General features: G+C 73.3%; 23 protein-coding genes. 8 read left to right on the top strand and 15 right to left on the bottom strand.

The genetic code is table 11. The features are described 5' to 3' along the window. Window positions 1-7 precede the first annotated feature (7 nt). The 4 genes from ACIO9J_RS15225 to ACIO9J_RS15240 all read right to left on the bottom strand — a co-directional run bounded on the left by ACIO9J_RS15225 (window position 8) and on the right by ACIO9J_RS15240 (window position 5,615). Window positions 8-2,536 carry an ABC transporter permease gene (locus ACIO9J_RS15225; RefSeq protein ID WP_401998153.1) on the bottom strand — a complete coding sequence of 843 codons (2,529 nt, stop codon included), beginning with the start codon at window positions 2,534-2,536 and terminating at the stop codon, window positions 8-10. A gap of 137 nt (window positions 2,537-2,673) precedes the next feature. Continuing rightward, window positions 2,674-3,516: an ABC transporter ATP-binding protein gene (locus tag ACIO9J_RS15230; RefSeq protein WP_401998156.1), complete on the bottom strand. Its 843-nt coding sequence runs from the start codon at window positions 3,514-3,516 to the stop codon at window positions 2,674-2,676. Window positions 3,517-3,591: 75 nt separating this feature from the next. Next, the gene (locus ACIO9J_RS15235) at window positions 3,592-4,866 is read right to left on the bottom strand and encodes a sensor histidine kinase (RefSeq protein ID WP_401998655.1); all 1,275 of its coding nucleotides are present in this window, start codon (window positions 4,864-4,866) and stop codon (window positions 3,592-3,594) included. A 47-nt stretch (window positions 4,867-4,913) separates the two neighbouring features. Then, window positions 4,914-5,615: a response regulator transcription factor gene (locus tag ACIO9J_RS15240; RefSeq protein ID WP_401998657.1), complete on the bottom strand. Its 702-nt coding sequence runs from the start codon at window positions 5,613-5,615 to the stop codon at window positions 4,914-4,916. 452 nt (window positions 5,616-6,067) lie between these two features. On the opposite strand from ACIO9J_RS15240, the gene ACIO9J_RS15245 reads away from it, so the two are divergent. Both ACIO9J_RS15245 and ACIO9J_RS15250 read left to right on the top strand, forming a co-directional pair. Next, window positions 6,068-7,450 carry a TolB family protein gene (locus tag ACIO9J_RS15245; RefSeq protein ID WP_401998159.1) on the top strand — a complete coding sequence of 461 codons (1,383 nt, stop codon included), beginning with the start codon at window positions 6,068-6,070 and terminating at the stop codon, window positions 7,448-7,450. A gap of 138 nt (window positions 7,451-7,588) precedes the next feature. Then, a complete protein-coding gene (locus ACIO9J_RS15250) occupies window positions 7,589-8,743 on the top strand; it encodes a hypothetical protein (protein ID WP_401998160.1) in 1,155 nt (384 codons plus the stop codon). On the opposite strand, the gene ACIO9J_RS15255 is transcribed toward ACIO9J_RS15250, so the two are convergent. From ACIO9J_RS15255 to ACIO9J_RS15265, 3 genes are all read right to left on the bottom strand, one after another. Continuing rightward, a complete protein-coding gene (locus tag ACIO9J_RS15255) occupies window positions 8,703-10,121 on the bottom strand; it encodes an ATP-binding protein (protein ID WP_401998163.1) in 1,419 nt (472 codons plus the stop codon). The genes ACIO9J_RS15250 and ACIO9J_RS15255 overlap by 41 nt on opposite strands. Further along, window positions 10,121-10,819 carry a response regulator transcription factor gene (locus ACIO9J_RS15260; RefSeq protein ID WP_401998166.1) on the bottom strand — a complete coding sequence of 233 codons (699 nt, stop codon included), beginning with the start codon at window positions 10,817-10,819 and terminating at the stop codon, window positions 10,121-10,123. The genes ACIO9J_RS15255 and ACIO9J_RS15260 overlap by 1 nt, the downstream gene beginning before the upstream one ends. Window positions 10,820-10,899: 80 nt before the next feature. Further along, window positions 10,900-12,492 (bottom strand): alpha/beta fold hydrolase, encoded by a 1,593-nt coding sequence (locus tag ACIO9J_RS15265; RefSeq protein WP_401998169.1) that lies wholly within the window; start codon window positions 12,490-12,492, stop codon window positions 10,900-10,902. A gap of 141 nt (window positions 12,493-12,633) precedes the next feature. On the opposite strand from ACIO9J_RS15265, the gene ACIO9J_RS15270 reads away from it, so the two are divergent. Further along, window positions 12,634-13,434, top strand: a complete 801-nt coding sequence (locus ACIO9J_RS15270) for a GNAT family N-acetyltransferase (RefSeq protein WP_401998660.1) — start codon at window positions 12,634-12,636, stop codon at window positions 13,432-13,434. Here ACIO9J_RS15270 and ACIO9J_RS15275 read toward each other — a convergent pair. The 5 genes from ACIO9J_RS15275 to ACIO9J_RS15295 all read right to left on the bottom strand — a co-directional run bounded on the left by ACIO9J_RS15275 (window position 13,373) and on the right by ACIO9J_RS15295 (window position 17,756). Then, a complete protein-coding gene (locus ACIO9J_RS15275) occupies window positions 13,373-13,780 on the bottom strand; it encodes an STAS domain-containing protein (protein ID WP_401998172.1) in 408 nt (135 codons plus the stop codon). The genes ACIO9J_RS15270 and ACIO9J_RS15275 overlap by 62 nt on opposite strands. Next, complete coding sequence (locus tag ACIO9J_RS15280) at window positions 13,777-14,964, bottom strand: B12-binding domain-containing protein (protein WP_401998174.1); 1,188 nt, start codon at window positions 14,962-14,964, stop codon at window positions 13,777-13,779. The genes ACIO9J_RS15275 and ACIO9J_RS15280 overlap by 4 nt, the downstream gene beginning before the upstream one ends. Beyond that, window positions 14,961-16,649, bottom strand: a complete 1,689-nt coding sequence (locus ACIO9J_RS15285) for a SpoIIE family protein phosphatase (protein WP_401998663.1) — start codon at window positions 16,647-16,649, stop codon at window positions 14,961-14,963. The genes ACIO9J_RS15280 and ACIO9J_RS15285 overlap by 4 nt, the downstream gene beginning before the upstream one ends. A 290-nt stretch (window positions 16,650-16,939) precedes the next feature. After that, entirely contained in the window at window positions 16,940-17,383 is a 444-nt protein-coding gene (locus ACIO9J_RS15290; RefSeq protein WP_401998177.1) for an ATP-binding protein, read from the bottom strand. A gap of 13 nt (window positions 17,384-17,396) precedes the next feature. Beyond that, complete coding sequence (locus ACIO9J_RS15295) at window positions 17,397-17,756, bottom strand: STAS domain-containing protein (protein ID WP_401998666.1); 360 nt, start codon at window positions 17,754-17,756, stop codon at window positions 17,397-17,399. 488 nt (window positions 17,757-18,244) lie between these two features. Between ACIO9J_RS15295 and ACIO9J_RS15300 the strand changes: the two genes are divergently transcribed. Next, a complete protein-coding gene (locus ACIO9J_RS15300; protein ID WP_401998180.1) occupies window positions 18,245-18,637 on the top strand; it encodes a DUF2267 domain-containing protein in 393 nt (130 codons plus the stop codon). 76 nt (window positions 18,638-18,713) lie between these two features. After that, entirely contained in the window at window positions 18,714-19,274 is a 561-nt protein-coding gene (locus tag ACIO9J_RS15305) for a VanZ family protein (protein ID WP_401998183.1), read from the top strand. 35 nt (window positions 19,275-19,309) lie between these two features. Here ACIO9J_RS15305 and tatA read toward each other — a convergent pair whose 3' ends face one another. Further along, complete coding sequence (gene tatA, locus ACIO9J_RS15310) at window positions 19,310-19,570, bottom strand: Sec-independent protein translocase subunit TatA (protein WP_401998186.1); 261 nt, start codon at window positions 19,568-19,570, stop codon at window positions 19,310-19,312. A gap of 110 nt (window positions 19,571-19,680) precedes the next feature. On the opposite strand from tatA, the gene ACIO9J_RS15315 reads away from it, so the two are divergent. After that, a complete protein-coding gene (locus ACIO9J_RS15315) occupies window positions 19,681-21,165 on the top strand; it encodes an LCP family protein (RefSeq protein ID WP_401998189.1) in 1,485 nt (494 codons plus the stop codon). Here ACIO9J_RS15315 and mgtA read toward each other — a convergent pair. Both mgtA and ACIO9J_RS15325 read right to left on the bottom strand, forming a co-directional pair. After that, window positions 21,156-23,741 (bottom strand): magnesium-translocating P-type ATPase, encoded by a 2,586-nt coding sequence (gene mgtA, locus ACIO9J_RS15320; RefSeq protein ID WP_401998192.1) that lies wholly within the window; start codon window positions 23,739-23,741, stop codon window positions 21,156-21,158. The genes ACIO9J_RS15315 and mgtA overlap by 10 nt on opposite strands. Beyond that, on the bottom strand, window positions 23,734-24,102 hold the full coding sequence (locus ACIO9J_RS15325; protein ID WP_401998195.1) for an ArsR/SmtB family transcription factor: 369 nt from the start codon (window positions 24,100-24,102) through the stop codon (window positions 23,734-23,736). Before ACIO9J_RS15325 ends, mgtA begins: the two co-directional genes overlap by 8 nt. Before the next feature lie 122 nt (window positions 24,103-24,224). Here ACIO9J_RS15325 and ACIO9J_RS15330 point away from each other — a divergent pair, with 122 nt between their 5' ends. Next, the gene (locus ACIO9J_RS15330) at window positions 24,225-25,670 is read left to right on the top strand and encodes a glyceraldehyde-3-phosphate dehydrogenase (RefSeq protein ID WP_401998198.1); all 1,446 of its coding nucleotides are present in this window, start codon (window positions 24,225-24,227) and stop codon (window positions 25,668-25,670) included. 93 nt (window positions 25,671-25,763) lie between these two features. Next, complete coding sequence (locus ACIO9J_RS15335; protein WP_401998201.1) at window positions 25,764-26,663, top strand: aminoglycoside phosphotransferase family protein; 900 nt, start codon at window positions 25,764-25,766, stop codon at window positions 26,661-26,663.

Raw genomic sequence — 26,663 nt, forward strand, 5'->3', positions numbered from 1 at the left:
CCTCGCGTCACTGCGCCGCCGTGGCCTGCGGGATGTCGACGCGGGCCGCCCTGCGGGCCGGCCAGAGCGAGGCGAGCAGCGCGCCCGCCAGGGCAAGCAGCACACCGAGGGCGAGGCGCCCCCAGGGGATGACGAGGGCGTAGCCCACGACGCTCTCCTGAAGGGTGCGGCCCAGCGCCCAGCCGAGGAAGACGCCGGTGAGGGTGCCGACGGCGGCGCCGAGCGCGCCCACGACGAGCGCCTCCAGGCGGATCATCCGGGTCACCCCCGCGCGGTCCACGCCGAGGGCGCGCAACGTGCCGATCTCCTTGCGGCGTTCGAGCACCGACATCGCGAGGGTGTTGGCGATGCCGAGCGCGGCGATCACCAGGGCCATGCTCAACAGGGCGTAGAACACGTTGAGTTGGTCGCCGATGCCGCTGGAGTCCTGGTCCCGGATGCCGTCCGCGTCGAGCACGGCGAGGGCCGGGTTGTCGCCGATGGCATGAGCGACCCTGCCGAGCGCGGCGCGGCCGGGTCCGCCGTCGGTGGCGACGAGGACGCCCGCCGTGTTCGGGGTGGCGTCGTAGCGGGCGACGAGCGAGTCCGGTGCGGTGATGCTCGGCAGCAGGGCGCTCTGCTCGTCCGCCCGGTAGACCGCGCCGACGGTGACGCTGCCCCGGTCGTCCCCGCGCTCCAGAGGCAGCTTCTGCCCCACGTGCCAGCCCGCCTCCCGCGCCTTGAAGTCGGCGACCGCCACCTCCCCCTTGGCCAGGCGGTCCAGCGAGCCCTCGACCACGTCGTACCGCAGCAGCCGCCCGATGGTGGCGGGGTCGACGCCCGTCAGGACGGCGGGGACACCGCCGATGCGGTAGTCGGTGGACTGGTTGAGCGGGCTGGACTTCGCGCCGTGCAGCTTCTGGAGGGGCGCGGCGGACGCGGGGGTCATCCGCATGGCGCCGTCGGCCGGACGGACCAGGTAGTCGGCGGTGAAGTCGTGAGTCGTCGCGCGGTCCAGGTACTGGGCCGCGGAGGCGCCGAGCACGGAGAGCCCCGAGGCGAGGGCCAGCGCGATGGCGAGCGCGGCGGCGGTGGCGCCGGTGCGGCGCGGGTCGCGCACGGTGTTGCGGGCGGCGAGGGTGCCCTGCACCGGGTGGACGCGGACCAGCAGCGGCCGCAGCAGGGCAACGAACGGCCTGGCCAGCAGCGGGACGAGGACGATCGCACCGGCCACCGTGAGCGCGGCGCCGCCGCCGATGACGGTCCGCGCGTCCTGCCCCGTGGTGAGCGCGCCGTAGAGCACGGCGGCGGTCCCGGTGAGCAGCAGCGCGGCGCCGGTCCTGGTGCGCGTGGAGCCGGTGCGCGCGGGCGCGGCGGGTTCGGCGGCGGTGAGCGCGGCGACGGGCGGGATGGCCATCGCGCGGCGGCTCGGCAGCCAGGCGGCGAGCACGGTCAGGGCGGTGCCGACCAGCAGGGAGACGAGGACGGTGGTCGGGGTGAGGACCAGCGGGGCCGCGGGGGTGTCGGCGGGCGCGAACAGCTTCTGGAGCAGCGCGGCCGCCCCGACGCCGACGGCGAGCCCGGCGGCGGAGGCGACCGCGCCGACCAGGACGGCCTCGGTGAGCAGGACGCGCCGGACCTGGGTGCGCGAGGCGCCGACGGCCCGCAGCAGGGCCAGTTCCCTGGTGCGCCGGGTGATCAGCATGGTGAAGGTGTTGGAGATCAGGAACGCGGCGACGAACAGCGCGACCGCGGCGAAGCCCACCATGATCTGGCTCGTGGTGTCGCTGTCGGCGGTGGCGAGGTTCGCCTGGATCTGGGCGAGCCGGGCCCCGGTGACCGCGCTGGTGCCCTTGGGCAGCACCGACTCGACGCGGTCGATCAGGCGCGTGACGTCGGTGCCGGGCTCTGCGGTGAGTTCGACGCTCCGGTAGTGGCCGGGGTCGAGGAAGAGCCGCTGGGCGGTGTCACCGGTGAACAGCGCCAGGCTGCCCCCGGCGGGCAGCTTCGTCCCGTCGGCGCGGAAGACGCCGCTGAGCCGGTACGAGGAGGCGCCCTTGGCGGTGCCGACCCGCACGGTGTCGCCGACGCGGTAGCCGCCCTTCGCCGCGGTCCGCTCGTCGAGGGCGACCGCGCGGTCGCGGGCGGGTCCCGTGCCCTGGGTGAAGCGGTAGGCGGGGTCCTCGCCGTCGGCTCCCGGGGCGAAGTTGCCGCCCTGGTGTGACCCGTGGCCGAGCAGCCGGCCCGCGCGGTCGTCCACGGCGGCGAAGCCGTCGACGCGGCCCGCGGCGAGGGAGACGCCGGGGAGCTTCGCCAGCTCCTTGACGGTGCGGGCGTCGATCCCGGTGGGCCGGGCGCCGCCGGGGACTCCGTCGGGCGAGACCTGGACGGCGATGCGCTCGTAGCCGTCGGTGGCGCGGGCGGTGGCGGCCCGGCTCTGGCTGTCGCCGTAGACGAGGCTGCCGGAGATGAAGGTGACCCCGAGCATGACCGCGAACGCGGTCATCAGGAGGCGGGCCTTGTGCGCGAAGACGTTGCGCAGGGCGGTACGGAACATGGGGGTGCGGATCCTGTTCGGAGAGGGCGTACGGGGCGACCGGGGCGGCCCTCGCGTACGGGGGCCAGGGCGGCGCCTCGCGTACGGGCGGCCGGGGCGGCGCCTCGCGTACGGGCGGGTCGGCTCGTGCGGGCCGGTCAGCTCGTGCGGGAGCGGGTGTCGTACTCCTTCATCCGGTCGAGGACCCGGTCCGGGGTCGGCTGTGCCATCTCGTCGACCAGGCGGCCGTCGGCGAGGAAGACCACGCGGTCCGCGTAGCCCGCGGCGACGGGGTCGTGGGTGACCATGACCACGGTCTGGCCCAGCTCGCGCACCGAGTCGCGCAGGAAGCCGAGCACCTCGGCCCCCGCGCGGGAGTCGAGGTTGCCGGTGGGCTCGTCGCCGAAGACGATCGCGGGCCGCGACACCAGGGCCCTGGCCACCGCCACGCGCTGCTGCTGCCCGCCGGAGAGCTGCGCGGGGCGGTGGCCGAGCCGCTCGGAGAGGCCGACCATGGAGATCACCCGCTCCAGCCACCCCTGATCCGGCCTGCGCCCCGCGATGGTCAGGGGCAGCGTGATGTTCTCCAGGGCGGACAGCGTCGGCAGCAGGTTGAACGCCTGGAAGATGAAGCCGATCCGGTCCCTGCGCACCGCGGTGAGCTGCCGGTCGTCGAGCGAGCCGAGCTCGGTGGTGCCGATCCGGACGGACCCCGAGCTGAACGAGTCGAGCCCGGCGGCGCAGTGCATCAGGGTCGACTTGCCGCAGCCCGACGGGCCCATGATCGCGGTGAACTCGCCCTCCCTGAAGGAGACGCTGACCCGGTCGAGGGCGACGACACGGGTGTCGCCGCTGCCGTACACCTTCGACAGGTCGGTGGTCGCGGCGGCGATTCCGGCGGCGGCCGGGTACGGGGTGAATGTTTCGGCGGACACGGGGACTCCTCTGACGGGCGCGGAAGAATGCACACCACAAGGTGTCCGTGGGACGTATCGGGACATCCGCCGCCGTGTATCGGAGAGCGCTCCGGCGTGGCGCGGTTGTGTAGGGGCGGCGGGTCCGCGGGGCTCGGGCGCTCAGTCCGGCAGGCGCAGCGTGGCGGTCGCGCCGCCGTCCGGGGCGTTGTCCAGGCGCAGTTCGGCGCCGATGAGGCGGGCCTGGCCGAGGGCGATGGTGAGGCCGAGGCCGTGGCCGGCGCCGCGCTCCTTCGCCCCCGTGTGGAAGCGACGCGGCCCGTCCCGCAGCAGCTCGTCCGGGAAGCCGGGGCCCTGGTCGCGTACGACGACGGTGTGCCCCTCGACGGTGACCCGCACCGGAGTGCCGCCGTGCCGGTGGGCGTTGACGACGAGGTTGCTGACGATCCGTTCGAGGCGGCGCGGATCGGTCTCGACGGTCCCGGCACCTTCCGTGACCTGCTCCCCCGCCGCCGTCACCTCCGTCACCTCCGTGTCGAGCCCCGTCCGCGCGACCGCCTCGGCGACGACCTCGGCGAGCGGGACACGCGCGCGTACCGGGTGTTCCGCGCCCGCGTCGAGCCGTGAGATCTCCAGGAGGTCCTCGACCAGGTCGCGCAGGTCGCGCACCCGGGCCCGGAGCAGGTCCTCCGTCTCGCCGGACGGCAGCAGGTCGGCGGCGGCCAGCAGACCGCCGACGGGCGTGCGCAGTTCATGGGCCACGTCCGCGGTGAACTGCCGCTCGGTACGCAGCCGTCGGCTGAGGCTGTCGGCCATGAGGTCGACGGTGGCGGCGATGTCGGACACCTCGTCGCGGCCCTTGGTGTGCCCGGTCCTGGCGTCCAGGTCCCCCGTGGAGATCCGGTCCGCGGTCTCGGAGACCCTCCGCAGCCTGCGCCCGAGCAGCCCGGCGCCGTAGACGGTCAGGGGCGTGGCCGCACCGAGCGCGACCAGCGAGGCCACCACCATGACCACGTCGAGCCTGCGCAGGTTGTGCAGCCCCGAGCTCATGTTGGCCCGGGTGGCGAGGATCCGGTGGTCCTCGCCGGGGACCCGCTGGGCGGCCCAGACGCGCGGGCCGACGTTCCCCTCGATGCGCCCGTCGTACGCGGTGTGCCGGTCGCCGTCGGACGGGTGGCGCAGCGCGGCGGGCAGCTCGGCGGGGTCGAGCTCGGCGCCGCCGGTGAGAGTGCCGGTGCGCCGGTAGGTCTCCATCGCCGAGTACAGCGAGTTGAAGGCCTCCGCCTCGGCCCGCTCCCTGACGTCCCGCGCGGACCACACGTGCACGAGCACGCCGACCACCGCCGTGACCAGGCAGGCCGTGGCCGCGGCGAGGGCGGCGATCTTCCATCGCAGGGGTACGCGGGCCGGCCGCGGGGGCCGGGGCCCAAGACGCATCCGGGGGCGCGGGCCGGAGCTCACCGACGTCCCGGAGCTCACCGACGTCATCGCCTGAGCTTGTAGCCGAAGCCGCGGACCGTCTCGATCCGGTCCCGGCCCAGCTTGCCGCGCAGCCGTTGTACGCACAGGTCCACGACCCGGCTGTCGCCGTCCCAGCCGTACTCCCACACGTCCCTCAGGAGCCGGTGCCGTTCGAGCACGATGCCCGGGTGCGCGGCGAACGCGAGGAGCAGCTTCAGCTCGGTAGGGGTCAGCGCCACCGGCTCTCCGGCGACGGAGACCTCCAGGCCGCCGGTGTCGAGGGTGAGGTCACCGAAGACCAGGACGTCGCCCTCGGACGGCGGCTGCTCCCCGCGCGCGTCCCGCCCGGGAGCCTGGCCCTGTCCTTGCCCTTCGGCTCCTTGCCCCGGGGCGGGCGCGTAGGTCGCCCGGCGCAGCAGGGACCGGATACGGGCCACCAGGACGTAGGTGTCCACCGGCTTGACCACGTAGTCGTCCGCCCCGGCCTCAAGACCCGCGACGACGTCGAGGCCGTCGCCCCGCGCGGACATCATCAGGACCGGGACCAGGCTGGTCTCGCGCACCCTGCGGCACAGGCCGATCCCGTCGAGTCCCGGCAGCATCACGTCGAGGATCAGCAGGTCGAAGGGCTCGTCGCGGAAGAGTTCGAGTCCGGTGAGACCGTCGGCCGCCGCACGCATCTCATAGCCGTAACGCTCCAGGGCGACCGTGAACGACCGGCGCATCAGGTCGTCGTCCTCGACCAGCAGCACGCGCACGGGTCGCGGGGGTTCCGGGGCGGGCGAGGACACGGGCGGATCACTCCAGTTCGGACGGTTCACGCCGATATGCGCGGTTCGAGCAGTACTCCGCAACGAACGATAGGGCAGGGACCGGGCACGCCTCCCGCTCCGCCCGGCGGACACGCGCCGGGCGCCCGACTCGATGGCCGACCAAGCGCTCCCCGATACCCGGCCGATACAAAAGGCGCCCGGTGTCGTCCGGTGGCATCCGCCGCGGCCCCTCGCGGACGTCCGGCGCCGCGCCCGGGTTGTGCTCACTTCGGGGGATTGACCTGTGAGGGGTGGTGCGCTTGCCTCAGGGAGAGCCCTCGGCGCGGGCCCGGGGAGCGCGCGCCGACAGGGCTTCGGGGTAACGGGGAAACAGGGGAAGCACAGGGGGAAACGTGCACAAAACCATGCGAGGGGTCTCTGTCGCGGTGCTCGCGGGCGCGCTGGTCGCGCTGTCGGTGACACCGGCCGCGACGGCGTCGGAGCGGGCGGCCACGTCCAGGACCGGGGCTGTGTCCAAGACCGGGGCCGTGTCCAAGACCGGGGCGACGTCCAAGACCGGGGCGACGTCCAGGACCGAGGCCACGACCACGGCCGGGCCCACCACCGAGCGGATCACCACATCCGCCTCCGGCGCGCAGGCCGACGGCGACGCGTACGGCCCCGAGCTCAGCGCCGACGGGCGCTTCGCCGCGTTCACCGCGAGCGCGGCCAACCTGGTGCCCGGCGACACCAACCAGGCCACCGACGTCTTCGTACGCGATCTGCGCAAGGGCACCGTCGAGCGGGTCAGCGTGAGTTCGGACGGCGTCCAGGGCGACGGCGATTCGTCCGCGCAGGCCGTCAGCGCCGACGGCCGGTACGTCCTGTTCCGCTCCCACGCCAGGAACCTGACGCACTGGGACACCCCTCCCCCGGACGGCGCGGGCGACGACATCTACCTGCACGACCGGCGCACCGGCAGCACGAAGCGGATGAGCATGGCCCTCGACGGCGGCACCGCCTACGCGGCCAACGCCACCATGTCGGCCGACGCCCGCTTCATCGCCTTCAACGCCAAGGCCGACCGGATGGAGACCGACCCCGCCGACCTCTTCGGCGCCGTCTACGTCCTGGACCGCCGCACCGGCACCGTGGAGCGCGCCACCAACCGGGAGCGCCCCGACAACCCCGCGCTCCTCCAGGGCCTGAGCGCCGACGGCCGCTATGTGGCATACACCCAGCTGGTGCCGCGCAGTTCGTACGGCCGCACGCTGGTCCGCGACCGGCGTACGGGCACCGAGGAGCAGGTCAACGTGAAGCCGGACGGCAGCCCCGCCCTGCGGTACGCGATGCCCGCTTCGCTGTCCGCCGACGGCAGGTCCATCGCCTTCGACTACTGGGGCGACGAGGAACTGGTCCCCGGCGAGACGCCCTCCGCCGCCTCCACCGCCTACGTCCGCGACCTGCGCGCGAACGTCACCCGGCGGGTCAAGGCGGGCCCCTCGGGTGAGGACCGGGTGCGCGAGCCCGCGCTCAGCCCGGACGGCGGGTACGTGGCGTACCTCGCGGACCCGCGCCTGGCCGAGGGACGGACCGGTCCCGCCAACGTCTACCTCCGCGATCTGCGCACCGGCGACACCCGTCAGGTCAGCGAGTCCGTCGCGGGCGGGCCCGTCACCGACTTCCCCGTCTCGGTCACCTCGGTGGGCGGGGACGCCCGGCTGGTCGGCCTGTCCAGCGAGTCGGCGCAGCTCGTCGGCGACGACACCAACGGCCGCTCCGACGGTTTCGTACGCCGCTTCCGCTGAGGCGAAATCCGGCCGCCGAAGCGTCGCGGAACGCCGGAGCGAAGTCGCAGGTGGTTTTCTCCGTGAGCGGGGTAGCGCTTCCCTCTACAGGTTCACGGACCATACTGGTCGGGCCCCGACCACACACAGAACGAATCCATGGCCAAAAACAGCACCTCATCGACCACCGTCCCCGACACCGCGTGGCTGGGGCGCGGGCGCCACTTCGGGCCCGAGCCCGAGCAGGATGTCCGACGCAACCTGATCGCCCTCAAGGCGGCCGGGGTGCTCGATGACTTCCTGGAACTCGACCCCGTCGAGGCGGCCCGCTCCACCGTCCTGCACCCGCGTGACGAGTCCGCCGACCCCGGCCCCTCGGCCCGCCGGCTCTTCGAGGCCCGCTGGCAGGCGGGCGACGACGACGTGCCTGTGCGCGCGCAGCTCACGACGTACGACCCGGAGACCCGCCGCAAGGAGAGCGAGGGCGTCACCTGGGTCCTCGCCGCCGAGGCGGAACGGGCCTGGGACCCGCACTGGGCCTCGCCCGCCACCATGTTCTGGCCCGACAGCGAGCGCGTCGCCTGGGACCACGACACGGCGGCCGACGTGCGGCTGCGGACGACCAACCACCTGCCCAAGGACGACGACGAACTGCGCCGCCTGCTGCGGGACTGCACCCGGCAGAGTTGGTACGTGCACGTCGTGGTGCACGAGGCGATGACCCCGGACGCGGCGGGCCAGCAGCCCGTCTCCACCTTCCTGCCGCCGAGCCTGCGGCACCGGGTGATCGAGCACCGGGGCACGCCGGAGCAGGCGCAGATCGCCGACTTCGCGATGAAGCGCGAGCTGAGCGTGCGGATGCCGCGCGGCGGTGCCGTCATCCTGCCCCCGTACCCGCAGCGGCCCGACTACGACGTGGACCGCTTCACCGTCCGCAGCGTCTTCCTCGACGGCTCGGAGCCGACCGAACTCCTCGACAGGATCCAGGAGTTCGCCGCACTGCCGCGCCCGCTGCCCGCCGAGGCCGAGCGCGCCCTGACGCGGCTGCGCCAGGGCTGGCACCTGCTCACCCCGGACGAGGAGCTGGTGCACGCCCAGGGGATGGTCACCAAGTACGCCGAGGCGCTCGAAGCGATGACCAAGTCCTGCGATCTGTACCGGGAAGCGGCCGAGGCGGCGCAGGCCGCGCTGGCCGAGGCGACCGGGGGCGACGGCGTGCCCCGCGCCCCCGCGCCCGGCCACGTCAAGGCCGAAGGATCGCCGCTGAGCGCGCTCACGAAGGCGTTCGGCCGCTTCCGGGACCCGAACAAGTAGCACGCGCCTCGCGCTGGGCGCGTTCCCTCGGCCGGACGAGGGAACCGCCCCGCTCGCGCCGCCCCCGTGACCCTTCGGCCGGAAGTTCGAAGCCGACCTCGGCGCCGCCGTTCCCGTCGGGGGCGTCCGCGGCGAACACCGTGCCCCGGTCCGCCGTGACGATGTCGTGCACGATGGCGAGCCCGAGGCCGGAGCCCGGGGTGGCCTGGGTGCGGGAGCCGCGGTGGAAGCGGTCGAAGACGGCGTCGCGTTCGGCCGGGTCGATGCCCGGTCCCCGGTCCCGCACGGAGAGCCGGGCGCCCGCGACGTGGACGGTGACCGGTGTGTCCTCCGGGCTGAACTTCACCGCGTTGCTCAGGAGGTTGTCCACGCAGCGCTGGAGCGCGCGCGGCCTGGCGACGACCGGCAGCGGCGCGTCGGAGGTGACGTCGATGGCGCGGCCGGTCCTGGTGCGGTGGCGGTGCGCGGTGTCCTCGGCCAGGGTCACCAGGTCGACGGTGGCGGGGTCCTCGTCCGTGTGGCGGTCGGTGGCCAGGTCGACGAGTTCCCGTACGAGAGCGTCCAGGGCCGCGGTCTCGGTGACCAGGGTGGTGAGGATCTGCTCCTCGTCCTCGGGGGCGAGCCGCCCCCTGGCCCGTTGCAGGAGTTCGGCGCTGCCGCGCACCGAGGTCAGCGGGGTGCGCAGTTCGTGGCTCGCGTCCTGGACGAGCTGCTGCTGCTGTGCGCGCGAGCGGCGCAGCGCGTCGAGCATCGTGTCGAAGCTGCGGGTCAGCTGGCCGATCTCGTCGGATCCGGCGGGCGGCAGCGCGGTGGAGAGATCGCGGGTGGTGGTGATGTGCGCGGTGGTACGGGCGAGTTGGCGCACCGGGCGCAGGATGCGGCCGAGGACGAGCCAGCTCAGCAGGGCGGAGAGGGCGACGGCGGCCGCGGTGGTGAGGGAGATGCGCCACAGGAACGCGTCGTCGACCCGAGCGGCTCCCTCGTAGCTCTGCCCGACCATGACCGCTCCCCCGCCGGGCAGCGGACGGGTCAGGACGCCGTACTCGGTCCCGTCGACGTCGACGTCCTCGCGGGCCTCCCCGCGCCCGCTCCGCGCCACCCGGAGATCCGCCGCCGAGACCGGCAACTCCGTTCCGCCTGCGGACAGTTGACGTATCTTCCCTTCGGCCGACACGACCTGTTCGGTCATGTCGTCGCGGGGTGGCGGCGACAGGTCTGCGGTGAGCAGGGTGACGACCGTGTCCGCGCGGTCGTCGAGCCCTCTTTCGAGCTCGTCGCCGACCAGGCCGCTGACGCCCCGGTAGGACATGACGGCCGCCAGGGCCATGGCGAGCGCTGCGGCCGCGACGACGACCGCGGTGATCTTCGTACGGAGCATCAGGCGGCCCGGACGGTGTAGCCGACGCTGCGCACGGTGTGGATCACCCGGGGTTCGCCGCCCTCTTCGGTCTTCTGGCGCAGATAGCCGATGTAGACGTCGAGGGAGCGCGAGGTGGTGTCGAAGTCGAAGCCCCAGATGCGCTCGTACATCTGGGACCGGGTGAGGACCGTGCCCGGGTGGCACAGCAGAAGCTCCAGGACGTCGAACTCGGTCTTGGTCAGGTCGAGTTCACGGGAGCCGCGGAACGCCTGCCGGGCCTCGGGGTCCAGAGTGAGGTCCCCGACGGCGAGCGTGCCGCTGTCCGCGGGCGGTTCGGTGCGGCGCAGCAACGCCCGTATGCGGGCGAAGAGTTCCTCGGTGGCGAACGGTTTGGCCAGGTAGTCGTCGGCGCCCGCGTCCAGGCCCGCGACGCGGTCGCCGACCTCGTGACGTGCCGTCAGGACCAGGAGGGGCATGCGGTCACCGCGCCTGCGCAGCATCCGGCAGAGTCCGAGGCCGTCCAGGCCGGGCATCACGACGTCCACCACGGCGAGGTCGGGCCGCTCCTGTTCGAGGAGGCCGAGGGCCGCCAGGCCGTCGGCGGCCACCAGCACCCGGTAGCCCTCGAAGCGCAGCAGCTGGTCCAGGGTGCTGCGCACGCCCGGATCGTCCTCGACGACCAGCACCGTCCTGCGGTGCCCCGTTTCCTCTGTCATGTGATCATTTTCGTGGGTGGCGGGAGAAGCCGGGACACCGGGCACCGTTCGCACCTCGTAGGACAGTCGGCAGCGGACGGTCAGCCGCGGACGGGCTTCACGGCGATCGGCGGCAGCGACCGCAGGCACGACGTGTCGCCGGTGGTCCCGGTGCGGAGGAAGCGGGTGGAGACGCCGGTGACGCAGCCGCTGAGCTCCATCTCGGGGACGTGTCCTGTGTTGCGCACGGAGTGGAACTCGCCGCGCTCGAACTGCCGGGCCGCCTCCTTGCCGTTCGCGTCCGGGGTGTTGGCGTCGAGGTCGCCGGAGAGCACGAGGACGGGCACGTCGGGCAGTGTGCGCGTGCGGTCCTTCGGCTCGGGGGCGGTCGGCCGGGGCCAGCCGATGCACACGTCCCCGCCGTCCGTGGGCCCCTCGGTGAACCCCTTGGCGCTGAAGGCCCCGTGCTCACCCGGCGCGGCGTTCTTCAGCGCGGCCCGGTACTGGCGCCAGCGGACGTCCTTGGGCGCGTCCTTCCGCCACGCGGTGCGGTAGTCGTTGCAGACCACCGCGATGTACGGCGCCTGGTCCTCGGTGCTGCCACCGGCCCCCTCCGCCTTGACCAGCGTGCGCAGCGGCGCGGCGTCCCCCTTCGCGAAGCGGTTCAGGGCGTGCGGCAGGTCGCCGAGCAGCGAGGGCTTGTCCGGCTCCATGCCGACCTCGCGGCTGGCCGCCTCGTACACGAGGTTGGCGAGCTTCCCCTCGGTGAACTTCGTCAGGTAGGTGGCGTGTCCGGTGGTGATCGGCACGGTCATGGGCCGGGCGCGCAGCCGTTCGGCGGCGGTGGCCAGGTCCTTGACGGCCCGCTTCCCGTCGCAGGCCACGGGGGTGCCGCGCTCGCAGATCCGCCGCAGGGAGAGCGAGACCGCACGGGCGCTGTTGCGCGCCAGCGGGTCGAACGCGTGGGGGTAGGCGCCCGACAGCACGAGGGACCGCACGCGCTCCGGGTGGCGGGAGGCGTACTCCGGCATCAGGTACGTGCCGTACGACAGTCCGTAGAGGCTGAGTTGGCGCACGCCGAGCCTGGCGCGGACGGCGTCGATGTCGTCGGCGGTGGCCGCGGTGGTGTAACCGGCGGCCTTGGGGCCGAGGTTCTCGGCGCACCGCTCGACGGCGGACCGCTGCTGGGCCCGCGTCCCGAACCGGTACTCGGCGTCGCCCACCCCGCACGGGATCCGCTCCGACCTGCCGGTGCCGCGCGGGTCGACGAGCAGCAGGTCGTGGTCCGTGAGGAGATCGCCGAGTCCCATGGCGAACAACCCGGCCTTGCCGATGGCGACTTCACCCGGTCCGCCCGGGTTGACGGCGACGGTCCCCTTGGCCGGTCCCGGCGCGCTGTGCCGCACGACCGCGTAGCTCACGCCGACCGTGCCGAGCCGCGGCTCGCCCGCCACGAGCGGCCGGTCCAGGGTCCCGCAGTCGACCCGGTGGCCCGGCACGGTCACGTTCGCACACCACTTGGGGGCCACGCTCCCGCTGCCCCGCACCGCCACGGTCCCGCTCTTCTGCGCCGCCACGGTCCCGCTGTCCTGTGCCGCCACCGCCACGGTGGGCAGCGCCGCCGCCATCAGCGCCAGCGCCCCGACGGCAAGGCCCGTCCGCCGTGCCGCTCTCTTGTACGTGCTGTGCGTCATGCCCGCTCCTTCGTCCGTCCGGTGCGAGTACGACATTGGCGGGCGCGTTTCAGGGGCTCGGCAGAGCAGTGACAAAGGGACGTAAGAAGATGAACCACCATGACCGACACCCAGCCCCAGGGCGACCCGCCGCTCCTCCCCATGGAGCGCAATCTCGCCGAGCACGCCTGTCATCTGCACCGGAATCTGGCGGGCGCCTCCGTTACCGAGGCCGGTGATCTGCTGATCGCCGACAGCGGGACCGCCGACGACACCTTCAACATCGTCGCGGCCGCCCGCTTCACCCCGCAGACGGCGGAGGAGCGCATCGCGGAGACGGTCGGGACGCTGCTGCGCACCGGCCGCCCCTTCTCCTGGTGGGTCGGGCCGGCCTCCGAGCCCGGCGATCTCGGCGAGCGGCTGGTGGCCTCAGGTCTCCAGGCCTCGGAGGCCGAGACCGGCATGTACCGGGACCTGCGCGACGCGCTGCCCGCGGCGCCCGCCACAGGACCGGACATCCGTCCGGTGACCACCAGGGAGCAACTGGCCGACTACGCCCATGTCCTCGCGGCCAACTGGGACCCGCCCGCCACGACCGTGTCCCGCTTCTTCGCCGCCGCCGCGCCGTGGGCCCTGGCCGCCGGCTGCCCGGCCCGCTACCTCGTCGGGTACGCGGACGGCAGGCCGGTCTGCACCGCGGAGGTCTTCCTGCACGCGGGCGTCGCCGGCGTCTACAACATCGCCACGCTAGCCGCCGCGCGGCGCCGCGGCCACGGCGGCGCGATCACGCTGGCCGCGCTGCGCACCGCGCGCGACGCCGGGTACGGCACCGCGGTCCTCCAGGCGTCCGCCGAGGGCGAACCCGTCTACCGGCGCCTCGGGTTCGAGGCCTGCGGGCGGTTCACGGAGTACGCCGTCGTTCGTCCGACAGACCGGTCTCCCTGGGCGCGCGGGCGGCCGTGAGGTAGTCGAAGGTGCCGGTGAGCTGGAGGAGACGGTCCACGCAGAGGGGCCGGTTGTCGAGCCGGAGCGCGACGCGGTGGGCGTCCGCGACGCGGCGGACCATCAGCAGGGACGCGAGTCCCATGGAGTCGACGAACGTCAACTCCGCCAGGTCCAGGATCAGTTGGCGGACGGGTAGCGCGCTCCGGGCGGTCCGGTCGCGCTCGCCCACGCTGCCGAGCTGTTCCCTGACGGTGGAGACGAGGCTCTCGCTCGCGCCGTACTCCAGGCTGCCGCCGACGTGGACGGTCACCACGTCCTGCTGGGACTCGATGCGCAAGCTGAGGCGGGAGACGGGGCGGGTCATGCGATCTCTCCGGGGTTGGGGCTCGCCTGCCGAGCGCCGATGGCATGTCGTGCGGTGTCCAGCACGCGGGTCGCGCGCGGGAAGTCGGACAGTCTGCGGCCCAGGACGTCCAGGGCGATGAGGAGGCTGTGGGCGGGAACGTGGCGTGCGGTGAGGATGTCGGCCGTCCAGTCCAGGAACCGGGTGAAGAGCTCGGCGTCGTCCAGGTAGAGCGCGGTGGCCAAGTAGTCGACGATGTGGGCGATGTCTTCCGCGGTGTGCTGGCGTTGCTGCACGGTGTAACGCGCCATCGGCGGAAAGAGTTGCTCCAGTTCGGTGAGCACTTCCTTGACCAGTTCGCCGCGGGTGCGCGCGACCATCGAGTATTCCTGGTCGATGAGGTGCGGCAGGTCGTCGACGGCCTGGTGGAGGGTCACCTGGGGGCGCGCGGGCGCCTGTTCGAGCAGATCGGCCGCGTCCCGCGCGTCGCCCGCCCAGGCGTCGGCGCCGAGGACCTCGGCGTAGCGGCCGCCGGGCCCGAAGGCCGCGCCGCCGACCAGCACCGGCACCCCGACGGCCTGGCAGGCGGTGAGCGCGGCGTGCGCGACGGGCAGGTTCGTCGGGATCGACGAGGACAGCGCCACCACGTCGGGCACGTACTCGTGCAGATGCCTGACCAGGTGCGGGGTGGGGGTGTGGGCGCCGAGGAAGTCGACCTGCCAGCCGCGCAGCCGCAGCACCTCGGCGAGCAGCCTGGCCGGCAGGGCGTGCCACTCGCCGTCCACGCAGGCGACCGTGATCCGCCTGCCGGGCGGCGCCCCGTCCGGGGACCGGTCGGTGTGCGCGGACCGGGCGTGCGCGGGCTCGTGGGCGTGCGCGCCCGCGGTCAGCGTGATGACCCGCTCGTTGATGGCCGTCGCCGCGTGCTCCTGGGCGACGCTGATGCGGTTCGCCGCCCATTCGACGCCGACCCTGGCCTGCACCGGCGCGATGAGGTCCAGCAGGACGCTCTCGAACCCGGCGCCCGCCTCGACCGCGGCCCGCACCGTGGCGAGTGCCCCCGCCTCGTCGCCGTCGCGCACGTCGCGCCAGAGCTGGTCGCGGGCCGGTGCGAGCGGGTCGACGGGACCGGCCCGGCGGTCGGTCTGTGCGAACGGGCCCACCGGGCCCGCCGGTTCGAGCGATGCTCGGGTACGAGCGGTCATCCGGTGTACCTGCCTCGGGTGTGTCCGTCCACGGCGCTGAGGTGCTGATGACGCGGCACGGCTATGGCCACCACGGCCATGTCGTCGTGCGGCCCGCGCCCCACCCACTGCGAGGCGAGCATCTGCACCCGCTCGACGACGGCCTCCGCCAACATCCCGAAACACTCCGAAAGCGCCCATGACAGACGCTCCTGCCCGAACATCTCCGTTCCAAGCGGGCCGCCCTTGGCCTCGACGATCCCGTCGCTGAACAACAGGCAGACCTCGCCCGGCTTGAGCCGCACCCGCGCCGTGGTCGACGTGACCTCCGGCAGGGCGCCGATCAGCGTGCCCTTCGTCTCCGCCTCCACCACGCTGCCGTCCGCGCGGGCGATCAGCGGCGGCGGGTGGCCCGCGCTGGTGACGCGCAGGTCGACGCAGTTCCCGCGGCGGATCACGGAAGCGAGCGCCAGGGTGGCGAACCGGGTGTGCTCGGTCCGCAGAAGCGATTCGTTGAGCAGCGTGAGCAGTTGCTGATGGTCGTGTCCCATCGGCCGCAACGCCTGCACCGTGTTGCGGATCTTGCCGGTGAGAGCGGCCGCTTCGAGGCCCTTGCCGCACACGTCGCCGAGGACGGCGAGTGTCTCGTCCTCGGGGGTCCGGCCCGCGTGCACGTCGTAGAAGTCGCCGCCGACCTGCTCGCCCGCGCCCGCCGCGAGATAGCCGCCCGCGAACTCCACGCCGTGCACGGTGTGCAGGGCGGGCGGGAGCAGATCCCGCATGAGCGTACGGGAGATGGCGCTCTGCTCCGCGTAGAGCCGGGCGGCGGAGACCGCGGCGCCCGCGCGGGCCGCGAAGATCCGCGCGAAGACCTCCTCGGCCTCGGTGAACGCGCTGCGCTCGGTGGACCGCAGCAGCATCAGGACCCCCGCGGGGACCCCGTGTCCCGGCAGCGGGGTGATCACCACGGAGCACACGGGCCCGGTGAAGTGCTCGGGCACGGCCCAGTCCGGCAGCGACGCGGGATCGATCCAGCGCGAGGGGACCGGCGGGAAGCCCTGCATCGCCTCGCTGAGTCCCGGCACGTCCGCCAGGTCCACGGCGAGGTTCGCGTGCGTCACCTCGCCCGCGGGCCCCGTGAACGTCACGGGATAGACGTTTCCGCGGCCCGGCGCGATCACGAGGGCCGCGTCACACAGATGGCCTGCCGCCATGGTGGCCGTCACCTCCATGCATCGCTCGACGTTGAGGGACGCCAACAGCTTCTGGGACACGTCGGCGAGCAGCGCCGTGCGGCGGCGCTCCGCGCGCAGCTCGTCCTCGGCCCTGCGCAGGGGCGTGTCCTCCGCGAGCCACCAGGCCCAGTGCCCCTCGTCGAGGCGCGCCGGGTGGGCCGCGAAGCTCCGCTCGCCGATCTCCCCGCGTACGAGGTCCGGTTCCTGCCGGGCCTGGACGGGCACGGCGGGCGACGTGGCGGCGGCGCCGACGAGCCGGGTGTGCGCGTCGGCGAGCCACTTCGGTACGGCGTCGTGGAATTCGGTGCCGCGCGCCGCCTCCGGCAGGAGGAGTCTGCCCGCCGCGTTCGCGGCCGCCACCCGGCCGACGCCGTCGGCGACGACCACGGGCTGCGGCGCGCCGGCCCAGGCATCGGCCAGGGCCGCGGACGCGCCGTGCGGCGTCGTGTCGACCTGTTCTGGTGCGTTCATGTCGATGGGCACGCGATACGAACCCCCCACCCCTTCCGGAGCGCTTTCAGTGGGCGTACGACGACCGTCTCCCTTCCGTCGTGACGAGTGCAAAACGATTGCGGGGATTCCACCCCATCGGTGGAGGCGTGCGGCGCGGAGCGCGCCCTTCGCGCGGGCTTCATCCATGCGTTCGACCGCGGCGGGAGCCCGGCACGCCCTGCGGCCTGGCACTGTACAACCTGGGTTTCGAACACCCCGACACACGCTCCTGTCCGGCCCCCTTCGGGCGCCGTGGGACACTTCCGGGCTCAGGCCAGGGGCAGCTTCACCGTGATGCGCTTGCCGCCGTCCCGCTCCAGAACGAGGGTGACCTCGGTGGCCAGTTCACGGACGAGGGCCCATCCGTAACCGCCCTCGCCGCCGTGCCGCGGGGCGCTCCGCCGGCGCGGCAGGTCCGTCGAGCGGTCGCCCACGGTCACCCGGACCTCCCGGGCCCACGCGACGACCTCGAACCGGGTGACGCCGCCGCCGTGCCGCACCGCGTTGGTGAGCAGTTCGGAGACGGCGAGCAGCAGGTCGGCGAGGGCCCGTTCACCGACCGCGGATCCGCATCGGTCCGCCCGCTCCTGGAGCACGCGCACCACCTGCCCGCGGGCCTCGCCCGCCGTTCCCGGCAGCGGCGCGGCGGCGGGCAGCGCGGCGAGCGGCTCGCAGGCCGGGTCTGACAGCGCGTCGGAACTCTTGTGACTCACACGCAGGACTCCCTCACCTGACCGGGGCCAGGGCCGTCGCGAGGTCCTCGGTCAACTCGAAGAATTCGGCGGTACCGGTCACGTCGAACAGGCGGTGCACCACGGGACGGTAGGGGCCGCACACCACCAATCTCCTGCCGGTCGAACGGTGTTGCCGCTGGGACTCCAGGAGGACGTGCAGTACCGAGGAGTCCGCGAAGTCCAGGGCCGAGAGGTCGAGCACCGTACGGGACGGTCCTGGCGGTGCGAAGGCGTGGGCCAGCGCCCGCTCCAACTCTGCCACGTTGTCCGCGTCCAGCGATCCCACCACGGTCACCACCGCGGCCTCCTCCCGGCGGGCGACCGAGAGTTCCGCCGCCACCTCGCCCCGCATCGTCACACCACTTCACCTTCCGTCATGAGCGTCCCGTCACGGGCAACTCCCTTGGCTGGACGAAAGAACGTCCCCTGTCGACAGTCCGAGCGGTTCTGGGTACCCCGCAATGCGCGGAGCAGTCATGTTCGCCGCCGAGTGAGGGACGGCCCACCGGCCGGTTCGGAGCAACGGCCGGGATGGGCTACGATCAGACATGTCGCCTCGCGCCGGAGTTCCGGTCGGGAGGACAGGCGTTGGTGGTCCAAGGAAAGACGCCCCGCTTCCTGCGGGGAAATGCAGGTGCAAGGCCTGCCCAGCGCTCCAGAGTCAACGACGGGCCCTGGACTCCACATCGGAGTCCGGGGCCTTCGCCGTTCCCCGAAGCGGTCCGGAACGCGCCGGGCGGGTCACCCCTGCGGGGGATGACGTTGCTCCAGAGACGCATGGCAGACATCAGACCGCCCGGTCCGGGTATCGGAGCCAGAACCGGACCAGGAGGAATCAGCATGGACACGTCCCTCGAAGAACTCCTCGACCAGGTGCGCGAGCGGGGTGACTTCACCGGTCGTCAGCAGGCGGCGGGTGCCTTGGAGCACGTCCTGGTCATCCTGGGCGCCCACCTCGTGGGCGACGACCGCACCGATCTGGCCCGGTTGCTGCCGTCCCAGTGCGGACCGCTCCTCGCCGACGCGGAGCCCGCCAGCGAACCGTTGACCGCGCCGGAGTTCGTCGACGCGGTGGCCTCGCGCACGGGCGACGACACGGCCGGTGCGCGCCGCGCCGTCACCGCCGTACTCGGCACGCTCGCGGAGGCGGCGGACGACGCGCTGCTGCGCCGCGTCCTCATCCAGCTCCCGCCGGGACACGCGGGCCTGTTCGGCTGCACCGAACCGGGCTGATCCGCGCGGTGGTCACCGCACGGCGCCACCGTCCACCTCACACAGCCGATGGGCACGGACCCATCTGGAGGCACTGATGGCACGGATAGGTCGTTCCAAGGAAACGAGTGCGCCGGCCGGCGACGCGGCACCCCGGCGCGCGGCACCCCTGTCGCCGTGGGCCAGGGCGGCGACCATGCTGGTGGCCTTCGCCGCCATGGTCGGATTCGCGGTGGTGCTCGCCCGCCTCACCCTCGAACCGTCGGTCGCGTCCGAGGCGCTGACCCACAGCAACTTCACGCCGGGCGACTCCATAGGCGACTACCTAGCGCAGCCCGCCTTCCGCGACACCGTCAAGCAGCTCGGCGGGAACATCCTGCTCGGGGTGCCGTTCGGGCTGCTGCTGCCCGTGGTGCTCCCCCGCGCCCGCGGACTGGTGCGGGTGGGCATCGCCACGGCGCTGACCATGGTCCTCGTCGAGCTGGCGCAGGGCGCGTTCGTGACCGGGCGCACCTTCGACATCGACGACGTCATCCTCAACACGGCAGGGGCGCTGCTCGGTTACCTCGTACTCGGCCGTCGCCTCGGCCGCGCCGTCCATCCCCGGCGCCACCACTGGTGGCACCGCTTCACGCGGCGGAACGCGGCCGACGCCTGACCGGCGGGCGGCCGGGTCCGCGCCCGTGACGGCAGCTACGGCTGGGACGGTGACGTGGGCGTCGGCTGCTCCCGCACCGGCCGCTCCTGTGCCGTCCCGGCCTGCTCGGTCCTGACGACGGTCGCCTCGGGCGCGCCCTCGCCGTCCGCCTTCATGGCCTTCGCCTCGCTCTTGAGGATCCGCATCGACTTGCCGAGCGACCGCGCCGTGTCCGGCAGCTTCTTCGAGCCGAACAGGACGACGACCACGATCGCCACGACCAGCAGGTGCCACGGCTCCAGTGCGTTGCGCAGCAACCCACCCACCTCTTCTCCGTCTCGCTCCGATAGTTGCTACATTGCGCAACTGTACAACCAAGGGGCGGGTCAGGCCGCCCCTTCCGCCGGGGCGATTCGAGGGCGCACGCATGACGACAGGACAGCTGGGGACTCCGGCCCGCCGCAGGCGGAAGGCCCCGCCGTCCCGGCACGGCAGGAAGCGGCGCAAGGGGCTGCGACTCGCGCTCGGCATCACGCTGTCCCTGCTCGTCCTCGCCGTCGCGGGCGGCGGCTGGCTCTATCTGCGGCTCACGGGGAACATCGAGACGTTCGGCGCCGAGGGGCTCGCCAAGAACCGTCCGGACGCCGCCTCGTCCGAGGGCGAGAACGTCCTGGTCATCGGCTCCGACGCGCGCACCGGCGGCAACTCCGCGCTCGGCGGCGGGGACAAAGGCGACATCGGGCGCTCCGACACGGCGTTCCTGCTGCACGTCTACGCCGATCACCGGCACGCCACCGCCGTCTCCATACCCCGCGACACCCTGGTGACCATCCCGCCGTGCAGGCTCCCGGACGGGACGTGGACCCCGGAGCGGCCCGACACCATGTTCAACGCGGCCTACTCGGTGGGGCAGACCGCCAAGGGCAATCCCGCCTGCACCCAGAACACGGTCGAGAAGCTGACCGGCCTGCGCGTCGACCACACCGTCGTCATCGACTTCAAGGGCTTCGCCGCGCTCACCGACGTCGTCGGGGGCGTCGACGTCTGCCTGCCCAAGGACGTCTACCAGGGCAATCTCGACCCGCACCGCACCACCCGGGGCAAGAAGCTGTTCGGCAAGGGCGAGCAGAGCGTCTCGGGGCAGAAGGCCCTGGACTACGTACGGATCAGGCACGGCATCGGCGACGGGTCCGACATCGGCCGCATCAAGCGCCAGCAGGCGTTCGTCTCCAGTCTGCTCAAGAAGGTGAAGGACGAGGGCTTCACGCCTACCAAGCTGTGGCCGCTCGCCGAGGCCGCCACCGAGTCGATGACCGTGGACCCGGGCCTCGGCTCGGCCGACAAGCTCCTGTCGTTCGCGATGTCCCTCAAGGACATCGACCTGCACAACACCCGGTTCGTCACGATCCCCTGGCGGTACGAGGGGCAGCGCGTCGCCGTCGTCGAGCCGGACGCCGACGCGCTCTGGTCCGCGCTCAAGAAGGACCAGCCCCTGACGGGCTCCGCCGGTTCCGACGGCTCCAAAGCGGGTGGCAAGCACGGCAAGTCCGGCGCGGGCGCGGCGCGCGCCTCCGGCAAGGGGATCAGCGTCGCCGTCTACAACGGCACGAACACCGACGGCCTCGCCTCGCGCGCCGCAGAGAGCCTCAAGAAGCACGACTTCACCGTCACGGCCACGGCCGACGCGGCGAGCAAGGACCACACGACCACCCGGATCCAGTACGGCCCCGGCCAGAAGAGCCGCGCCGAGACCCTCGCCGCGCTCTTCCCCGGCGCCGAGCTCTCGTCCGTCCCCGACGCGGGACTGCGGCTCGTGCTCGGCAGCTCCTACCGGGGCGAGGTCCCCTCGAAGGTCACCGACAGCGGCCGCTCGGCCGCCGACAACCCGTGCTCGGACCTCTCCTACGGCTGAGCCGCCCACGCGCGACGGGCACGAACCCCGATGGCACCGAGCACCAGGGCGTACACCGCGAGGATCCCGGCGAGCAGCCCGTAGTACGGCAGCGGGAGCGGGGCCAGGCCGAGCGGGGCGCCCAGCGGGGTGAGCGGCAGCAGGACGCCGATCGCGGCGAGCGCGGCGGCGGCCGCGCGCAGCGGTCCCGGCGCGGGGCGCGGTCCGGTGCGCAGGAGCAGGATCACCAGGGACTGGGCGAGCAGGTTCTCGGTGAACCAGCCGGAGTGGAAGGCGGCCGCGTCGTCCCAGGCGCCCGCGGTGAGCGCGAGCGCGCCGAACGTGGCGAGGTCGGCGAGGGCGCCGAGCAGCCCGAATCCGGTGATGAAGCGCAGGAAGGAGCGCGGGCGCAGCACGGTCGGGCGGCGCGTGTCGGCGGCCGCGGGCCGGTCGTGCGCGAAGGCCAGTTGGGCCGCGTCGAAGCACAGGTTCTGCGCGAGGACCTGGACGGGCAGCATCGGCAGGAACGGCAGGAGCAGTCCCGCGGCGAGCATCGCGATGACGTTGCCGAGGTTCGAGGAGAGCGTGACGCGCAGGTAGGTGGCGATGTTGCCGCTGCTGTGCCGGCCCGCGGCGATGGCGTGGCCGATCGCCGTCAGGTCCTTGTCGGCGAGGACCACGTCGGCGCTCTCGCGGGCCACCTCGACACCGCCGCGCGGACAGATGCCGACGTCGGCGGCGCGCAGTGCGGGCAGGTCGTTGACGCCGTCGCCGAGGAAGCCGGTGGTGTGGCCGTGCACGCGCAGGGCCGCGGTGATCCTGGCCTTGTGCTCGGGGGTGCAGCGGGCGAAGACGGTGGTGGTCGCGGCCAGGCCGGCGAGCCGCTCGTCGGTGAGCGCGTCGATGGTGTCGGCGCCGACCACGTCCCCGGGGTCGAGGCCCAGGTCGCGGCAGGCGCGGGCGGCGGTGGCCGGGTGGTCGCCGGTGAGCACCTTGACGGTGACGCCGCGCTCGGCGAGGCCCGCGAGGGCGTGCTCCGCGCCGGGCGCGAGCGCGTCACGGAAGGCGACCAGGCCCCGCAGGGTCAGGCCGCGCTCGACGGCCGGGGTGTACTCCCCGGTGCGGGCGGCGCGTTCGGCGGTGGCGACGGCGATCACGCGGAGTCCGGCGGCGGCCTGGCGTCCGGCGGTCGCGAGCGCCTCGTCGCGTGCGGCGCCGGTCAGCGCGCAGCGTTCGACGACGGACTCCACGGCGCCCTTGACGATCAAAGTATGCTCGCCGAGCGTGCCCGGGGTCCGGACCACGGCGGTGGACACGCGGCGTCCGGGGGTGAAGGGCAGCGCGGCCACGCCGTCGTACGCCATCGCCTCCTCGGGGTCGACGGCGTCGAGGAGCGCCTCGTCCAGGGCGTCGGGCGCGGGCAGGTCGGCGAGTTGGAGGGTCCACCAGGCGTTCGCCGCGGCCCAGGTCAGGACGTCGGGCGCGGGGCGTCCCGCGGCGTCGACGGCGTCGGCCACCTCGGGCCTGTCCCGGGTGAGGGTGCCGGTCTTGTCCACGCACAGCACGTCGACGGCCCCGAGGTCGTGCAGGGCGGGCAGTCTCCTGACGATCACCCCGTGGGTACGGGCAAGCAGCGCGGCGCCCCTGGCCAGGCAGGTGGTGACGATGACCGGCAGCATCTCCGGCGTCAGGCCGACCGCGACCGCCACCGCGAAGGGCAGGGTCTCCAGGCCCCGGCCGCGCAGCGCCGCGTTCGCCATCAGGACCAGCGGCGGGGTGAGCAGCATGAAGCGGATCAGGACCCAGGAGATGCCGTGCACGGACCGGTCGAAGGCGGTCGGGATCCGCGGCCCGGGGGCGGCGTGGGCCGCGGCGAAGCGGGTGTCCGCACCGGTGGCGACGACCAGCGCGGCGGCGCTGCCCGAGGCGACGCTGCTGCCTTGGAAGCAGAGGTGCGGCGGGGTGAAGGCGCCGTCGCCCGCCGCCGGGTCGGGCGGGTCGGACGCGGCCTTGGCGACCGGGGCGGATTCGCCGGTGAGCGCCGACTGGTCGACGGTGAGTCCGTGCGCGCGCAGGAGTCGTACGTCGGCGGGCACCAGGTCGCCGGGGCCGAGCCTGATCACATCGCCCGGCACCAGTTCGTCGACGGGTGTCTCGCGGGTGCGGGGCGCCGCGTCGGCCGTGTCGCGGCGCCGCACGGTGGCGGTGCTCGCGACGAGTTCCCGCAGGTGGCGCACGGCGTTCTCGGCGCGGTGCTCGCCGTGCGAGCGCAGCACGCAGCTGACCGCGACGAGCGTGAGGATCACACAGGCCGTGCCCCAGGAGGCGACGGCGGCGGAGACGAGGCCGAGGACGAGAAGGACCGCGGTGAACGGGTCGCGCAGGCTGCGGACCAGCCGGACCGGCCAGGAGACCGTGCGGTGGGCCGGCAACGTGTTCGGTCCGTACCGGGCGAGGCGTTCCGTGGCGTCCTGTTCGGTCAGGCCGCGCGGAGTCGCGTCGAGGGACCGCAGGACGTGCAGGGGGGTGAGGTCGCCGGGGCCCGCGCCGGGCAGCCGGTTCCTCCGTGCCGCTCGCGGTGCCAGGCGCTCAGGCACCGGTCCCGCGCAGCCGGCGCACCGGCGCGGCGTCCTGGCCCGCGCGCTCGGTGAGCTGGCCGACCATCAGCCGGACCACGGTCACGATGTCCGGGTCGTCGACGTAGTACACCTGGCGGCGGCCCTCCCTGCGGGCCCGCACCAGGCCCGCGAGCTTCAGCTTCGACAGGTGCTGGCTGACGGCGGGCAGCGCGCCGCCGACCCGCTCCGCGAGCCCCGTCACATCGCTCTCTCCCTCGGCGAGGAGCCAGACGATGTGCAGCCTCGCGGGGGCGGCGAGCAGTCCGAACGCCTCGGCCGCCCTGCCGAGCACGTCGCTCGACGGGCCCTCCTGCCGCCCGGCTCCCCCGGCCCGTGTCATCACCGCTCGCTCCCGACTGTCGCTGGTGCCGCCCAAGTCTAGGGCGCGGCAGGGAGCCCTCCTCAAGATCAAAAAGGCATCGGGTTAGCATATGAGCGCCGCCTAGCTCGAAAGATAAACCTGTGACTGTCAATGACGACTCGTTCACCAACTGGAAGAACCGCGAGGAGATCGCGGAGTCGATGATCCCGATCATCGGGAAGCTGCACCGGGAGCGCGACGTCACCGTCCTGCTCCACAGCCGCTCCTTGGTGAACAAGTCGGTGGTCAGCCTCCTGAAGACCCACCGGTTCGCCCGCCAGATCGCCGGCGCGGAGCTCTCCGTCACCGAGACGCTGCCGTTCCTCCAGGCCCTCACCACGCTCGACCTCGGCCCTTCGCAGATCGACATCGGTCTGCTCGCCGAGTCCTTCAGGGCCGACGACCGGGGCCTGACGGAGGCGGAGTTCACCGCCGAGGCCGTCGCCGGCGCCACGGGCGAGAACAAGATCGAGAGCCGCGAGGGGCGCGACGTCGTCCTCTACGGCTTCGGCCGCATCGGCCGCCTCGTCGCCCGCCTGCTGATCGAGAAGGCCGGTTCCGGCAACGGCCTGCGGCTGCGCGCCGTCGTCGTCCGCAAGGGCGGCGAGCAGGACATCGTCAAGCGCGCCTCGCTGCTGCGCCGCGACTCGATCCACGGCCAGTTCCAGGGCACGATCACCGTCGACGAGGCGAACGGCACGATCGTCGCCAACGGCAACGTGATCAAGGTGATCTACGCCAACGACCCCTCCGAGGTCGACTACACGGCGTACGGCATCAAGGACGCCATCCTCATCGACAACACCGGCAAGTGGCGCGACCGCGAGGGGCTCTCGCAGCACCTGCGCCCCGGTATCGACAAGGTCGTCCTGACCGCGCCGGGCAAGGGCGACGTCCCGAACATCGTGCACGGCGTCAACCACGACACGATCAAGCCGGACGAGCAGATCCTGTCCTGCGCCTCCTGCACCACCAACGCGATCGTCCCGCCGCTCAAGGCGATGGCCGACGAGTACGGCGTGGTGCGCGGTCACGTGGAGACCGTCCACTCGTTCACCAACGACCAGAACCTCCTGGACAACTTCCACAAGGCCGACCGCCGCGGCCGCTCGGCCCCGCTCAACATGGTGATCACCGAGACCGGTGCCGCCTCGGCCGTCGCCAAGGCACTGCCCGACCTGAAGGCGCCCATCACCGGCAGCTCGATCCGCGTCCCCGTCCCGGACGTCTCGATCGCCATCCTGAGCCTGCGCCTGGGCCGCGAGACCACCCGCGAGGAAGTCCTCGAGCACCTCCGCGACGTCTCGCTGCACTCGCCGCTGAAGCGCCAGATCGACTTCACGACCGCTCCCGACGCCGTCTCCATGGACTTCGTCGGCTCGCGGCACGCCTCGATCGTCGACGCGGGCGCCACCAAGGTGGACGGCGACAACGCGATCCTCTACCTCTGGTACGACAACGAGTTCGGCTACTCGTGCCAGGTCATCCGGGTCGTGCAGCACGTCTCCGGCGTGGAGTATCCGACGTACCCGGCGCCGGCGGTCTGATCCTCCGGTACGGTTCCGGCGCGCGCTCCTCGTCGTCCGAGGGGCGCGCGCCCGTATACAGCCGTGTTCCACCGTCCGGGAGGGGCGTTACTCATGACCGAGGTGGATCCGGCGCTGCTGCGGTCCCTGCTGCGCGAGCAGCACCCGGACCTCGCCGAGCTGCCGCTGCGGCCGGTCGACGGCGGCTGGGACAACCAACTGTGGCGTTTGGGCGACGAGTTGGCCGTGCGGATGCCGCGTACGCCGCGGGCGCCCGGCCTGCTGCGCAAGGAGTACGCGTGGCTGCCCGCGCTCGCCCCGCGGCTGCCGCTCCCCGTGCCCGTTCCCGTACGCATGGGTGAGCCGTCCGCGCGGTTCCCCGAGCCGTGGACCGTCGCGGCCTGGGTGCCGGGCGCACCCGCCGACAAGGTCCCGGTCAGCCGCACCGCCGACGCGGCCGAGGCCCTCGCCGGTTTCCTCGGCGCCCTCCACGAGAGCGCGCCGGCCGGGGCACCGGCCAGCCCCGACCGCGGCGTTCCGCTCAAGAGCCTCGCGGCCGGATTCGATGCGGGGTTCGAGGAGATGACCGCCGCGGAGGCGCTCCCCGCCGAGACCGTCGACCGCCTCCGGGCCCTCTGGGACGACGCCCTCACGGCACCCGCCTGGGACGGTCCGCCCCAGTGGCTGCACGGCGACCTGCACCCGGCGAACGTCGTCGTCGCGGACGGCACGCTCACCGGAGTGATCGACTTCGGCGAACTCTGCGCGGGCGACCCGGCGACGGACCTCGCGGCCGCGTGGCAGCTCCTCCCCCAGGGCGGCGCCGCCCGCTTCTTCACCGCCTACCCCCACGCCGACGACGCGACGCGACGCCGTGCCAAGGGCTGGGCCCTGCGCACCGTCCTGGGCCTGCTCAGCATCGGCCGCGCGGGCGACCAGGGCCTCCCCGGCGGCAAGCCGACCTGGGGCACGGCGGGCCGGGCCACGCTGAAGCGGTTGCTGGCCGAGGCCTGA

The sequence above is a fragment of the Streptomyces sp. NPDC087300 genome, from assembly GCF_044744425.1.
GTDB lineage: Bacteria > Actinomycetota > Actinomycetes > Streptomycetales > Streptomycetaceae > Streptomyces.